Source organism: Clostridium ihumii AP5 (assembly GCF_000612845.1).
Classification (GTDB): Bacteria; Bacillota; Clostridia; order Clostridiales; family Clostridiaceae; genus Clostridium_J; species Clostridium_J ihumii.
In genome coordinates, this window is sequence record NZ_CCAT010000093.1 from 1 (window position 1) to 14,967 (window position 14,967).

At 26.5% G+C, this 14,967-nt stretch carries 15 protein-coding genes, 1 rRNA gene and 1 riboswitch; of the genes, 13 read left to right on the top strand and 3 right to left on the bottom strand.

The genetic code is table 11. The annotated features are described in order from the left end of the window. The first annotated feature begins 83 nt into the window (after positions 1–83). The 3 genes from rrf to sfsA all read left to right on the top strand — a co-directional run bounded on the left by rrf (position 84) and on the right by sfsA (position 1,469). Positions 84–201: ribosomal RNA gene (gene rrf / locus BN346_RS20170) — 5S ribosomal RNA — on the top strand. Positions 202–538: 337 nt separating this feature from the next. Beyond that, positions 539–754 carry a DUF3006 domain-containing protein gene (locus BN346_RS20175; protein WP_040330920.1) on the top strand — a complete coding sequence of 72 codons (216 nt, stop codon included), beginning with the start codon at positions 539–541 and terminating at the stop codon, positions 752–754. Between the two features lie 22 nt (positions 755–776). After that, entirely contained in the window at positions 777–1,469 is a 693-nt protein-coding gene (sfsA, locus tag BN346_RS20180) for a DNA/RNA nuclease SfsA (RefSeq protein ID WP_040330921.1), read from the top strand. Between the two features lie 214 nt (positions 1,470–1,683). On the opposite strand, the gene BN346_RS20185 is transcribed toward sfsA, so the two are convergent. Both BN346_RS20185 and BN346_RS20190 read right to left on the bottom strand, forming a co-directional pair. Beyond that, positions 1,684–2,025, bottom strand: coding sequence for a hypothetical protein (locus tag BN346_RS20185; RefSeq protein ID WP_040330924.1), 342 nt, complete (start codon positions 2,023–2,025; stop codon positions 1,684–1,686). Beyond that, a complete protein-coding gene (locus BN346_RS20190) occupies positions 2,025–3,293 on the bottom strand; it encodes a DUF1576 domain-containing protein (protein ID WP_074432749.1) in 1,269 nt (422 codons plus the stop codon). Before BN346_RS20190 ends, BN346_RS20185 begins: the two co-directional genes overlap by 1 nt. A gap of 155 nt (positions 3,294–3,448) precedes the next feature. Between BN346_RS20190 and BN346_RS20195 the strand changes: the two genes are divergently transcribed. The 7 genes from BN346_RS20195 (at position 3,449) to BN346_RS20225 (ending at position 9,193) form a co-directional block, all read left to right on the top strand. Continuing rightward, positions 3,449–4,138 carry a beta/alpha barrel domain-containing protein gene (locus BN346_RS20195; protein WP_040330925.1) on the top strand — a complete coding sequence of 230 codons (690 nt, stop codon included), beginning with the start codon at positions 3,449–3,451 and terminating at the stop codon, positions 4,136–4,138. Continuing rightward, entirely contained in the window at positions 4,139–4,306 is a 168-nt protein-coding gene (locus BN346_RS22000; RefSeq protein ID WP_040330926.1) for a hypothetical protein, read from the top strand. It abuts the gene before it with no gap. A 104-nt stretch (positions 4,307–4,410) separates the two neighbouring features. Next, positions 4,411–4,596, top strand: coding sequence for a hypothetical protein (locus BN346_RS20205; RefSeq protein ID WP_040330927.1), 186 nt, complete (start codon positions 4,411–4,413; stop codon positions 4,594–4,596). Positions 4,597–4,774: 178 nt separating this feature from the next. Next, entirely contained in the window at positions 4,775–5,848 is a 1,074-nt protein-coding gene (locus BN346_RS20210) for a pyridoxal-phosphate-dependent aminotransferase family protein (protein ID WP_040330928.1), read from the top strand. 147 nt (positions 5,849–5,995) lie between these two features. Further along, positions 5,996–6,904 (top strand): D-2-hydroxyacid dehydrogenase, encoded by a 909-nt coding sequence (locus tag BN346_RS20215; protein ID WP_040330929.1) that lies wholly within the window; start codon positions 5,996–5,998, stop codon positions 6,902–6,904. A gap of 20 nt (positions 6,905–6,924) precedes the next feature. Next, a complete protein-coding gene (locus BN346_RS20220; RefSeq protein WP_040330930.1) occupies positions 6,925–8,169 on the top strand; it encodes a DUF1015 domain-containing protein in 1,245 nt (414 codons plus the stop codon). Positions 8,170–8,440: 271 nt separating this feature from the next. Then, the gene (locus BN346_RS20225) at positions 8,441–9,193 is read left to right on the top strand and encodes a tRNA threonylcarbamoyladenosine dehydratase (RefSeq protein ID WP_040330931.1); all 753 of its coding nucleotides are present in this window, start codon (positions 8,441–8,443) and stop codon (positions 9,191–9,193) included. 43 nt (positions 9,194–9,236) lie between these two features. Here the strand turns inward: BN346_RS20225 and BN346_RS20230 are convergent, their stop codons facing one another. Next, on the bottom strand, positions 9,237–10,427 hold the full coding sequence (locus tag BN346_RS20230; RefSeq protein ID WP_040330932.1) for a methyltransferase: 1,191 nt from the start codon (positions 10,425–10,427) through the stop codon (positions 9,237–9,239). A 205-nt stretch (positions 10,428–10,632) separates the two neighbouring features. Here BN346_RS20230 and BN346_RS20235 point away from each other — a divergent pair, with 205 nt between their 5' ends. The 3 genes from BN346_RS20235 to mgtE all read left to right on the top strand — a co-directional run bounded on the left by BN346_RS20235 (position 10,633) and on the right by mgtE (position 14,570). After that, positions 10,633–11,811 (top strand): MFS transporter, encoded by a 1,179-nt coding sequence (locus tag BN346_RS20235; protein ID WP_051540550.1) that lies wholly within the window; start codon positions 10,633–10,635, stop codon positions 11,809–11,811. 14 nt (positions 11,812–11,825) lie between these two features. Beyond that, positions 11,826–12,764: a GNAT family N-acetyltransferase gene (locus BN346_RS20240; RefSeq protein ID WP_040330933.1), complete on the top strand. Its 939-nt coding sequence runs from the start codon at positions 11,826–11,828 to the stop codon at positions 12,762–12,764. Positions 12,765–12,818: 54 nt separating this feature from the next. Beyond that, positions 12,819–12,985, top strand: a riboswitch (M-box (ykoK) riboswitch). Positions 12,986–13,232: 247 nt separating this feature from the next. Continuing rightward, the gene (gene mgtE / locus BN346_RS20245; protein ID WP_040330934.1) at positions 13,233–14,570 is read left to right on the top strand and encodes a magnesium transporter; all 1,338 of its coding nucleotides are present in this window, start codon (positions 13,233–13,235) and stop codon (positions 14,568–14,570) included. Positions 14,571–14,967 lie beyond the last annotated feature (397 nt).

Below are 14,967 nucleotides of genomic sequence, written 5' to 3' on the forward strand. Positions count from 1 at the left end.
GAGAACAAACTCTATAAAAGTAAATATGTAAAGTTATTAGAACCAAGTAATTCTTTGAACTACAATGGTTATGATAAGTTTAATCTGGTGATGATGGTTCTAAGGGTAACACTCCTTACCATACCGAACAGGCAAGTTAAGCCTTAGAATGCCGATAGTACTGCACGGGAAGCTGTGTGGGAGGGTAGGTTGTCGCCAGGTTTTTTATTTATAATTTATTATTTAAGTTTATTTAGAAAATGACTTTTTGTAATTTAATTATTTGATTAAACAGCAGAGACTCTTAGTAGAAATACTAAGTTTTTTTTATTTTGCTTAAAAATATAAATAATCCACAAAAAAATAAAAAGATATTTTGATTATCCCCATTTTATTAATGAAATGGGGATAATATATTTTGGAGTGATAAAAAGTCTTACTGGATATAGAAAACCATATTTGATAATATATAATAAATAAGATTGAATAAATAAATTAGTTACAAATAAAAATTTTGTAAAATTGATAATAAAATTGTAAAAATTAAGGAGGAATAAAATTGAAGTTTATTATAGATAGATTTGAAGAAAATTTTGCTGTATGTGAAGATGAAAATGGGATTATGAAAAACATTGAAAAATTATTATTACCAAAAGATGTAAAAGAAGGTGATGTTATATTGAAAGATAATAATATTTTTTATATAGATTATGAAGAAACAAAAAAATTAAGAGAGGAAATAAATCAAATGACAAAAAATTTGTGGAGTGAGTAATATTTGATTTAGAAATGCTAATATGAGGATAGAAAATAAAATTTTAGTTGCAAAATTTATTAGAAGACCTAATAGATTTCAAGGATATGTTTTAATGGAAGGAAAGGAAGAATTAGTGCATGTTCCGAATACAGGGAGATGCAAAGAAATACTAATTGAAGGATGCAATGTCATTTTAAGAGAGGAAAATAATCCAACTAGAAAAACAAAATATGATTTAATAGCAGCATATAAGGGAGAAAAACTTATAAATATAGATTCACAAATTCCTAATAAGGTAGTAGAAGAAGCATTGAAAAATGGGAAAATATTATCCTTAAAAAAATATAATAACATATGTAGAGAAAAGACATTTGGAAATAGTAGATTTGATTTCAAACTAAGTAATGATGAGGGTGAAGAATATTATTTAGAAGTAAAAGGTGTTACTTTAGAAGATGATGGAGTTGCTAGATTTCCAGATGCACCAACAGAGCGGGGATGTAAACATCTTTTAGAATTAGTAGAAGTTAAAAGAACTAATAGAGGTGCTGGTGTTTTATTTTTAATGCAGATGGATAATATAAAAAGATTTTCACCAAATGATATTACTGATGCTAAGTTTGGTGAAGCGCTTAGATTTGCAAAATTGAATGGAGTTGATGTTTTTGCATATGAGTGTAATATTGAAGAATCTTTAATAGAGCTTACAAAAGAAGTTAAAATTGAAATGTAAATATTATAAAAATAAAGTTCAATATAGTATATATGTATGAATTTTAAAGTTCAAAGCTTAATAATTATTACTTCAACTAAATATTAAAATTTTAATAGTGTTACTTTAAAAATATTGATTTGAATTTGATCTGGAACCATGCAATAGGTTCCAAGCTCAAATTCAAAACTTTTTTAATCTGTAAATGAATACTTCTGAAGATAATTGAATAGCTTTAGTTAAATCTATTTAATGTTATGGAAAGTAAATTATTTTTATAATGAATAGATACTTCATCTGTCATCATTCCAACAAGTGATAACTCAGAATCTGTATCATCACCTCCATTAAGATTCCAATAGTATTCCTCCATTTCAGGTTTTCTTGGCTGTGATAATAAAAATCTTATTTTATTTAAATCTTCAGCATCTAAATTATTTAATATACTATCTATTGTAATAGTAACCTTATCATCATATTTTATAAATTTAGTTGTTATATTTTTTGCACCTAAATTGAGACAATATAACATTACTTCATTTACAATTTTCATATTTTTTTGATTAATATGTTTCATTATATGTTAGGCTCCTTCCTGAATGCAATGATAAGTGGAACAAGTATTATTGCAACAAATCCAGCAGCAAATCCATTATGGTATAAATTCATACCACCATGCAGGTAACCTATATTAGTTACCATACATATGTGTAGGAATCCTGCAATTATACCATACATGAAGCCTAAATTTCCAGCTATAGGGCACAATGTTGTACTGAAAAGTATACCAAGTACCATGCTAGGAGAGTTTATTTCCCATACACTTAACAATGCAGCAAGTGATGAACCAAGTATTAAAGGAAAAATATTTTTTAAATGCTTTCCAAAAGCACCAAAGCCAGCAACAGTAAATATTCCAGAGATAGTACAACCATTAATATCTGAACCTATAGCAATAACAAATATTGTAGATATTAAACCTAAAATGCCTATATTAAAAAATGTTATTCTAGGACCTAGAAGAGTATAAAAATCTGTAACTAGTCTTCCCGAAAATTTAAATATATCTGAATAGGATTTTGAAGAATTTTTAGTGCATAAAAATCCTAGTATAATAATAGATGTAAAGATAAAAGTTAATAATAAACCTAATATAATATTATTGCCTGATGACCAAAGTAGTTTTTTTTCAAAGTCTACACCTAATGCAGAAAAAATTGATGATAAAGCTGTTCCTAAAAGTCCACCAGCAAGACCAACATTTGCTAGACTATAACCTTGGTGTAGCTTCAAAGTATAAGATGCCATTGGTGGAAGAATAAATCCTAGAAGTATACTAATAAATAATGAAAAAATTATTGAGAATATATTAGGCAATAATGATGAAAACAAAACAGAATTTAATGTTGGAGCTAAAGTAGTTCCAAATAACATTATTACTGCAAAATTTGAAAAGGGGATCTTTTGATATTTAGAATAGAGCCATATACCAAAAATTATAGGCCAAATATTTACTATGTTTTTTCCAAATAATGAAAATCCAGCAGTAGTAAACAATCCTGCAATTATTGGACCAGTTGGCTCTATATCTAAGTAGAGTATTATTAGTGTAAGCAAAAAAAGCACTAATGCAGAGTTAAAAAATGCACCACTTATACCTACTAGAGCTATGTAATCAGTAATAAGAACATCTGGTTCTAAAATTATTTTTTTTAAACTATTAATTAAATTTAAAAAAGATTCTGAATAAATTAAAGATAATGTAGTTATAACTGCACAGTAAAATAATATAAAATAGTAAGGTAAAAATCTTGATTTTTTAATAATGTTTATATTTTTTATCATAAGACCTCCTTAATATAATAAATATATGAATCTAGTATAACATTTACAAGTGACTAAGTTGTATAAAATTTATGTAAATATGTTGAATTGAATATAGTTATAATATATATTATTATATGTTGAAGAGTTTATTTAATCGTTAAAGGAGAAAAAACATGAGAAAGTATGTGCCAGAATTTAAAGGCTTGTTAAGAAGCCATATGATTGAACTACCAAAAGCAATTAGAGATGCAAGTGGAATTATTATATTTGGTAAAAGACTTAAAGGATTTGTATTTTCAACAGATGTAGCAATAATAAGAAATACAAATGCAGATGCAGTGATTGCGGTATATCCTTTCACTCCTCAACCAATAATAACAGAATCATTATTACTAGCATCTGATGTTCCAGTATTTTGTGGCGTTGGTGGTGCAATTACTACAGGTAAAAGGGTTACAAACTTAGCTTTAGATGCAGAATTTAAAGGTGCAATGGGAGTTGTTGTTAATGCATCAACACCAAATGATGTAATAAAGGCAATGAGAGAAACAATAGATATACCTATAATAGTTACTGTAGTTTCTGAATTTGATGATATAGAAGGAAGAATAAAATCAGGTGCAACTATACTTAATGTATCAGGAGCAAAAAGAACAGCTGATATAGTTAAAAAAATAAGAGAAAAACATCCAGAATTTCCAATAATGGCAACAGGTGGCCCAACAGAAGAAAGTATAAGAGAAACTATAAGAGCAGGTGCAAATGCAATAACATACACACCACCTAATACTGGAGAAATATTAAATGAAATTATGATAGCTCATAGAAAGAGATACGAGCTGGAAGGTGATGAAAGAGAATAAATGGTTGCAGATATAGTGGTTTTTAACTGTAGAAAATGTCCTGAGTACTTGGAAAAGAGATGCAATGGTAAAGAAGCTAATTGTATGTGTAGAAATTGTCCAAGAAATTTAAGTCAATGTAGGATAACAAAATATTGTAGAGAAACAGAATCTATAGTTGAATTTTAAAACTAAATATAAAAATACTAAATTAGTAGAAAAGAACTTTCTACTAATTTTTTTTTGCAAATAAGCAAATAATAATTAATAAATTTATAAGGAGGATATGTAAAATGGTAAATGAAGAATTGAAAATGAGAATTGCACAAAATTGTCATGGATATAGTGGGAGACATGCATATTCTATGTTAAGTTCAGTAGGAAATAGTCAAAGTTGTGATACATGTAAAAATTATGTTTGGGGAAAATGCACTAAAGACTTATTTGATGAAGTATATAAAAAGATAAGAACAAACTAAAAATTAAAAAAGAAATTTAATAAGATTAACAAACTAACGAAATATTTAAAATATTTAATAAATTTAATAAATTATAAATATTTGAACTTGATGGAAATTATGGTAAGTGATAAAATAAAAGTGATTTAAAGATATAAAGGGGACTATAAAATATTTATTAAGTTTTGGAGGGTTTGTTATGCATAAGAAATTATTTATACCTGGACCTGTTGAAGTAGCTCCAGATGTACTTGAAAAAATGGCTACACCTATGATTGGACACAGAAGTAAAGATGCTTCAAGAATACAAAGATCAATAAGTGATAACCTAAGAAAAATTTTTGGTACAGAGGAAGAAATATTACTTTCAACAACTTCAGGTAGTGGTTTAATGGAAGGGGCTGTACGTTCTTGCACAGCAAAAAGAGCTGCAATATTTTCAGTAGGAGCATTTGGTAATAGATGGTATGAAATGGCTACTAGTAATAATGTTCCAGCAGATAAGTTTGAAGTTGAATGGGGAACTCCAACAACACCAGAACAAGTTGATGAAGTTTTATCAACAGGGAAATATGACTTAATAACAGTAACTCACAATGAAACTTCTACAGGAATTATGAATCCACTAGATGAAATAGGTAAAGTGGTTAAAAAATATCCAGATGTAGTATTTTGCTTAGATACAGTAAGTTCTGCAGCAGGAACTGAATTAAAAGTTGACGAATGGGGCGTTGACATTTGTATCACATCAACTCAAAAAGCTATAGGACTTCCTCCAGGAATGTCAGCATGTACTTTTTCTAAAAAAGCAATAGAAAGAGCAAAACAAGTTCCAAATAGAGGATTATACTTAGACTTATTATCATTATATAACTATATTCAAAAGAAGGATTATCAATATCCATCAACACCATCTTTATCACATATGTTTGCACTTGAATACCAACTAGATAAAATTATGAACAAAGAAGGACTAGAAAATAGATTTAAAAGACATATTGAGGGAGCTGAAATTGTTAGAGCTTGGGCTAGAAAAAATTTCGAAATATTCCCTGATGAAAGATACATGTCTAACACACTTACTAATATAAAAAATACAAGAGAAATAGATGTTGCTGCATTAAATAAGGCTTTAGGCGAAAGAGGCTATCAAATATCTAATGGTTATGGAAAACTTAAAGATAAGACATTTAGAATAGCTCATATGGCAGAAACAACACCAGAAGAATTAAAACAATTATTAAATACAATCGATGAAATCTTAGGATTATAATAGATTATATTTAAAAAATATATATAAGATTAATAATAATTAAGAATGTATACGTTATACATTCTTAATTATTAATTTTCTAGTTAGATATAATATCAATTACTATTTTGGTAATGTTTTTTAATATTATTTAGGGGGTAGGTTAAGATGGTTAGAATACTAGTTACTGATGGAATGTCAGCTTCTGCTGTAAAAGAATTAAAGGAAAAAGGATTTGAAGTTGTAGAACAGTTCTACGAACCAGAAGTGTTAGGTGAAGAGTTAAAAAACTTTGATGTTGTAGTTGTAAGAAGTGCAACAAAAGTTAGAAAACCTATAATAGATAAGGCTTTAGAAGGTGGAAAATTAAAACTTATAATTCGTGGTGGCGTAGGTGTTGATAATATAGATGTAGCTTATGCTGAGGAAAAGGGTATAGCTGTTAGAAATACTCCAAATGCAAGTAGTGCATCTGTTGCAGAATTGGCACTTGCACATATGTTTGCAGTAGCAAGATTTATAGCTATTTCTAATGTTTCCATGAGAGATGGAAAATGGGATAAAAAGAAATATAAAGGAACTGAAATATCAGGAAAAACTTTAGGATTAATAGGTTTCGGTAGAATAGCGAAAGAACTTGCTAAGAGAGCAGAAGTATTAGGAATGAAAGTATTATATACAAATAGAAGAGGAAAAGTTGAAGGCTTTGATAATTATGAATACTGTACATTAGAAGATATCTTAAAAAGATCTGATTATGTATCATTACACATTCCAAGTCAAAATGGTAAGGCACTTATAGGAAAAGATGAGCTTGCAATGATGAAAAATAGTGCATATTTAATAAATTGTGCAAGAGGTGGAGTTGTAGATGAAAAGGCTCTACTTGATGCATTAAACAATGAAGTTATTGCTGGGGCTGGAATAGATGTATATGAAGATGAACCTACTAAAAATACTGAGTTAATTAATAATGCTAAAGTTTCAGTAACACCTCATATTGGAGCATCAACTAAAGAAGCTCAAACTAGAATTGGAGAAGAAATAGTAAAAATAATAATAGAATTTTTTAAATAAAAAACGAAAGGAGAAAAATTATGGCTATTGTAAAACCATTTAAAGGTATAAGACCACAAAAAAATTTAGTAGATAAAGTAGCAGCATTACCGTATGATGTTATGAATACAGAAGAAGCTAGAGAAATGGTAAAAGAAAATCCATATTCATTTTTACATGTTGATAAAGCACAAATAGATATGGATAAAAACATAAATCAATATGATAAATCTGTATATGAAAAAGCAAAAAGTAATCTTTATAAAATGATAGAAGATAAAATATATATACAAGATGAACAAAAATCAATGTATATATATAGACAAATAATGGACGGAAGAGTACAAACAGGTATAGTAGCATGTACATCAATTGATGATTATATGAATAATATAATAAAGAAGCATGAAAATACTAGAGCTGAAAAAGAACAAGATAGAGTAAATCATGTTGATTTTTGTAATGCAAATACAGGTCCAATATTCTTAACTTATAAAAATGTAAGTGAAATAGATAAAATAGTTAATGAATGGACAGAAAAGGAACCAGAATATAATTTTGTAGCTGAAGATGAAATTTCACATATTGTATGGGTGATAAATGATAAAAATACTGTAGAAAAATTAGAAAATTTATTTAGCAAAGTAAATTATCTATATATTGCAGATGGACATCATAGAGCTGCATCAGCTGTAAGAGTTGGAAAAATGAGAAGAGAACAATTTAAAGACTATGATGGTACAGAAGAATTTAACTTTTTCTTATCTGTTATATTCCCATCAGAGGATTTATATGTAATGGATTATAATAGAGTAGTTAAAGATTTAAATGGAAATTCAAATGAAGAATTTATGAAAAAAGTAGGCGAAAAATTCACTATTGAAGAACATTCTAATAATGAACAATACAAACCATGTGAAAAATGTACATTTGGAATGTATCTAGATAATAAATGGTATAAACTAACTGCTAAAAATGGAACTTATGATGAAAAAGATCCAGTAGATAGCTTAGATGTTTCTATACTTCAAAATAATTTATTAAGACCAATACTTAATATAGAAGATCCTAGAACAAGTGATAGAATCGATTTTATAGGTGGTATAAGAGGCTTAAAGGAATTAGAAAGAAGAGTTAATGATGGCATGAAAGTTGCATTTTCTATGTATCCTACAAGTATAAATGAACTTATGAATATAGCAGATGCAGGAAAAGTTATGCCACCAAAATCTACTTGGTTTGAACCAAAATTAAGAAGTGGTATTTTTGTACATGAATTAAAATAGTTAAACATAAATTAATGAAAAAAGATAATGAAATTTAAGTTTCATTATCTTTTTTTTCATATGTTATTAAATGTATTTACAAATATATTTAGTGAAGTATATGTTTAGGTATTATATTGAAATAAATGGGAATTTTAAATTAGTTATAGTAAAGCATGTATAAATTAATATAATATGATTGATAATGAAAATGTATTGGTATAATATCTATATAAATAATTATATGGTAGATTTAATTTACTATATCAATGAAAGGAATGTTATTTTATAAATGGAGCATTGGTTATCAAGAACAGAAAGATTAATAGGTAAAGAAGCTGTAGAAAAATTAAAAAGTAGTAAGGTATTAGTTTTCGGCGTTGGTGGTGTTGGGAGCTTTTGTACAGAAGCATTAGCAAGGAGCGGAGTTGGAACATTAATTTTAGTAGATAATGATGATATTAGTATAAGTAATATTAATAGACAAATACATGCAAATCACAAAACCGTTGGGAAAAGTAAAGTTGAAATGATGAAAAACAGAATAATGGATATAAATCCAGAGTGTAATGTAATTACACATCAAGTTTTTGTTACAAAGGAAAATATACCTGAGATTATAAAAAAGGATATAGATTATGTAGTGGATGCTATAGACACTGTTACATCTAAACTTGATATTATAAGTTATTGTAAGGAAAATGATATAGAAGTTATAAGTTCAATGGGAACAGGAAATAAACTAGACCCAACTAAGTTTAAAATTTCAGACATATATAAGACACAAACATGTCCATTGGCAAAAGTTATGAGACGTGAATTAAAGAGAAGATGCATTAAAAAATTAAAAGTTTTATACTCAGAAGAATTACCAATAACACCAGAGGCAGAGACAAACCAAGAGGAAAATAACACTAAGGATAACACTGATAAAATTACAATAAGAAAAAGATCAACGCCAGCAAGTATTGGATTTGTTCCACCTGTTGCTGGAATGATTATAGCAAGTGAAGTTGTAAAAGATCTTATAAATAGCAATAAATAAAAAATAACCTTTATATAAGGTTATTTTTTTATTTATATTAAGTTTAATCCCATTCATTTAAAAGAGCATATAATTCTGGATAAATATTTAAAGATCCCATTAATGTCATGTATTCATTTAACATATCAAAATTTTCATCAGAAGTTTTAAATGCTTTTGTAACTAAGTACTTATAATTTTCATTTATAGGAGTGTATTCATTAATTTTCAAAGTATAACCTTTAGATTCAAGTAGTAAACTTCGCATACCATCTATAATAACTTCACCAAATTTATTTTTAAGAATCTTATGATTTAATATAGGCTTTAAAGGTGAATAAGTATACTTTGAACAGTTTTCTAGTGCTGGATTAGATAAATATACAATTACATCAGCACTAGATTTAACTCCTAAAGCAATAGAAGAGTCTAATTCAGTGCCAACATTGTTTATAGAAATTAAAATATTAACTTCCTTTTTTGTTTTGTAGCTATTAATATCAGTATCATAAAACTCCATATTTCTATAATTTAAATTAGAGGCAATAATTTTATATTTTTCAATTTCAGAAGTAGATGAATCTATTCCTATAAAGTTGCACTTTCTTCTTTTTGTCTCAGTTAAATAGTAATTCAATACAAATAGTAAATAAGAATTCTTACAATTGCAATCAATAATATTTACAATTCTATTATTAGGTATATCATCTAATACATCTTCTAAAATATCTATGTACTCATTTAATTCAATATACTTTTTCATCTTATCATTTTTAATTTTCATATCGTTATTCAAAATATTTAACTCTTTTAACAAGTTACTACACTCATCAATTTTTAAGTAAGATTTCTTATTAGGTAATAAATTTGAAGTGGTTGTGTATTTAATTTCATTTTTCGTATCATTTTTAACATTTAAAGGTTCATCATTCTTCTTATTTTTCATTGTAACATTTTTATCATTAGCAGTTATGTATACTGTTTCACCACGTTCACAATAAATTATAGAAACTGAATCGTAAGATTTTGCCTCATTAGAAATATCACTTAATAATTCTGATATAGACATTGTTTTGATGGAGTTATTAATGCTATATTTTAAATCATCTCCATCTAGTTTGGCTGAAGATACAATGTTTTTTGAGCCTAAAATATATGAAATTGTTATATCTTTAAATATGTTTTTATTTTCAGTATATCTATTTTCTATACCCATTAATATTAATTTTAATTTGGAAACACTATTTTTATTCATTTAAGTCATCCCTTTCATAAAAAATATATATTTATAAAATCATTTGATTTTTTTGTATGCATAAATTATATAACTGATAAATTTAAAATACTATTATAAATATTTTACTCACATTATTATGGTTAAATTCTATTATAAATATAAACATTAACTATTCAATATACTATATATATAATATATAATTAATATTTGAGGTGGTGATTTCTTGACAAAAGGAAAAAATAAATCTGTATTAATTTTTGCATTTATAACAATGCTGTTAATTGCTGTTGTAGATAATATCAAGGGTGTTTTAGTGCCAGCTTTTAAAACTAGTTTTTCTATAAATAATTCACAAGTAGGTGATATATTTTTTATTGGCAGTATAGCATATGTATTATTTACTTACTTAGGTGGAATATTATGTGAAAAACTAGGACAAAAAAAGACTTATGGACTAGGTTTTATAATTATAATATTTTCATCTTTGCTATTTTATATATCTAAAACATATTTAATGTTTTTAATTTGCATATTTATATTAAACATAGGAATTGCACTTGTTGCAATATCAGTAAATACTTTGGTGCCTATGATTTCTATAGGATTTCAAGCTTTAGCTATGAATTTAACACATTTTTGTTATGGTGCAGGATCAACAATAACTCAATTAACAACAGGAATAGTTTTATCCAAAGGTGTTAGTTGGAGAAATATATATTTATTTATATCAGTATTATTTTTGTTAGCATTTATAATGTTTATTTTCATAAAAATACCTAAAAATAATATACAAGACAATATAGATAATGTTAAAAATTATAAGATTAAAGATGCATTAAAAGAAAAGTTATTTTACTATTATTCTTTTGCGTTGGGATTTTATGTTTTTGCAGAAGTAGCTACAGCAAATTGGCTAGTAAATTTTCTACAGGAAAGTTATAAGTTTGATTATAAGATGAGCAGTATATATCTTTCTGTATTTTTTATACTATTAACATTAGGAAGATTATTTGGAGGATTCATAGTTGAAAAGGTAGGACATTTAAAGAGTGTAATAATAGCTCTTTTTATAGCATTAATTTTATATACAATAAGCCTTATAATCGGAGGAAAGTTTATATTTTTAATTTGTATTTCAGGATTATTCTTCTCTATAGTATTTCCAACAGTAGTAAGTACTATTGGAATTAATTTTAGGGAAAATTCTATATATATGTCTGGAATAATTATTACGACATCAAGTATTATAAATATGATACTAAATAAGTTTATGGGAAATCTTAGTGATTTAATAGGTACACACAAGGCTTTTTATATGGTTCCTATTAGTTTAATTATAGCTATAATTTTTTCAATAATAACTTATAAAAATACAAGAAAAAATAGAAAAACTTTAGTTTAAGGTAGGGAATCACAATGAGTAATGGTAGTCTAGTTGATTTGGTTGCATCTAATAGCAGTAAAAATCAATATATTATAAAAGATAAATTAGGTATAACAATTGGTAGAATTTATATAATCGAAATAGATAAGAATAATAAAAATTGCACATTAAGATTAAAGTTTTATAAAAATAGTAATATAGATGAATATGTAAAAGATATACTTAAATTAGTTTTGGGAATGTTATTTAATAATAATAAAATAGCAAAAGTTAATATTTTATGTAGTGAAGATTTAAGTACTATAGCTTTTAATGATCTAGGGTTTGAATTAGAGGGGATACTTTCAAATAATATAATTAATAGTAACAATAAAAATGAAGATGAATTGATATTTGGAATTGAAAGAAGTTTATATGAATCAAATTATATAACATCAAGAGGTATTATAAAAGGCAATAAAATAACGTTAAAAATTTTAACACCAGAAGATGGAGAAGATTTATTAGATTATTATTTAAAGAATAGAAAATATTTAGAGCCATTTGAACCTTCTCGTGAAGAGTCTTTTTACACATTAGATTCACAAAAAAATGATTTAATTAAGAGTTATAAACAATTTATAAGAGGTGAAGAGGCTCATTTTGGGATATATGTAGATAACAAGCTAAGTGGAAGAATAAAAATTAGCAATATAGTAATGGGCATTTTTAAAAGTGGATTTATAGGATATTCAATAGATGAACATGAACAAGGAAATGGATATGCTAAAGAGGCACTTAAACTTGCTTTGAAATTTGCATTTAACGAATTAGATTTGCATAGAGTAGAAGCAAGTACTCTTTTAGATAATTTAAAATCTCAAGGAGTATTAAAATCTTGTGGATTTTTAGAAGTTGGGATAAGTAAAGAGTATTTATATATCAATGGAAGTTGGAAGGATCACAAAATATTTTATAAAAATCGCCAATAGATGTTTACTTTATGAACATATAGTAGTATTATGAACTAGTTGAATAAATTGAAATATATATCTTGTTAGGTGAGGTTACTGTATTAAAATATGCCACTGCCCAGAAATGTCCAGAGACACCAATGGGTTAGCAGATACTATCGAATTAAGGTTTTATTTAATGTGGCTGAGAAATATTCTCTACGTTTTACAGAGCTAAAACTCAACGAGTATGAGAGATAGTATTTTTAATATTAGTTTATATTTTATTTAGATTGTTAAATCTCTCTTCTCTATGAGTTGAGAGATTTTTTTGTGTGTTAAAAAAAGGAGGTGACTGTCATGGATGATGGCAGTAGTAGTAAATCGAAAACGATAAAAGGGACTGCTATTCATGCAGTCACCATAGAAGTTAATTTCTATGATTTAATAGATTAAAATTAAATATAGCATGGATGGCAGTACCTTATAATTAGGAGGTATTGCAAAATGGAATTCAAAAAAATAATCGAGTTAATAAGAGAAAATAGGTTTATAGAAGCACAAAAATTATTGCAAGAAGAAAATCCAGTTGATATAGCACAATTATTAGAAGAGTTAGATAGTGAGACTATGCTTATAATTTTCAGGATATTACCTAAAGAAGTATCATCAGATGTTTTTTCATACTTAAGTACAGATGATGTTAAATATCTAATAGAATCAATGAATGATGAAGAACTTAAGAATATAATAGATAAACTATTTTTGGATGACACTGTAGATATTCTAGAGGAACTTCCAGCAAGTGTAGTTAAAAAAGTTTTAAAAAACACTAAAGAAGGAAAAAGAAAGCTTATAAATACATTTCTAAGTTATCCTGAAAATTCAGCAGGAAGTATTATGACTATTGAATATATGGATTTAAGAAAAGAAATGACAATAAAAGAAGCTGTAAATCATATAAAAAATACGGGTGTAAATAAAGAAACTATAGATATATGTTATGTTACAAATGATAATAAAAAACTTGAGGGTGTTTTATCAATAAGAGAACTTATATTAAATGATGATAATGAATTACTACAAAATATCATGAATGATAATGTTATATACTGTAATACATTAGAAGATCAAGAGGAAGTGGCAGATAGATTTAAAAAATATGACTTTACATCTATGCCTGTAGTAGATAATGAAAATAGATTAGTAGGAATAATAACAATAGATGATATAGTAGATATTATAGAACAAGAGAATACTGAGGATTTTCAAAAAATGGCAGCAATGGAACCATCAGAAGAAGAATATTTGAAAACTAGTGTATTTTCATTAGCAAAGCATAGGATTATATGGTTATTAGTTCTTATGATATCAGCTACATTTACTGGAGCTATAATTCAAAAGTATGAAGATGTACTACAATCAGTTGTAATACTAGCATCATTCATACCTATGCTTATGGATACAGGTGGAAATGCTGGTTCACAAGCTTCAACATTAGTTATTAGGGGATTAGCTCTAGGTGATATAGAAATTAAGGATATTTTAAAGGTAGTATGGAAGGAACTAAGAGTTAGTATAATAGTAGGAAGTGTGCTTGCATTAGTAAATTTTTTAAGAATATATTATCTTCAAAAGATTGAATTAGCAGTTTCAATAACTGTTTGTATAACTTTATTCTTTACTGTTATTATAGCTAAAGTTGTAGGTTGTATATTACCTATATGTGCTAAGAAATTAAAAATGGATCCAGCAATAATGGCAAGTCCATTAATAACAACAATAGTAGATGCATTAGCATTAGTTATATATTTTGGCGCAGCTAGCATTTTATTAGGAATATAATAAGACTTTATATAAAAAACAATACATTGTTTAGCAGTGTATTGTTTTTTTGTGCATAAAATAATAGTATAGTTGCAAAAATATGATTATAGATATATATTCTTTCTATGAAACAAGAAAAACTATGCCAGGAGTATCATTAGATAAAAATGAAAGGAAATTAGAAAAAATAAAAGTATTTCCGTGATGAATTTTGTAGAAAGCCGTAGAAGCAAAAATTTAAAGACTGAAATTATATATAATAAATCTTGTCGCTGAGGCAAACAAGTAATTGAAGCCAAGCGATGTAGATATAAACTTAAAAAACATTTTAAAAAGTGTTGACAAAAAAGTTTAAATCTAGTAAAATAGAAAAAGTCGTCAGGTGATGATGACACATTGGTCTTTGAAAATTAAA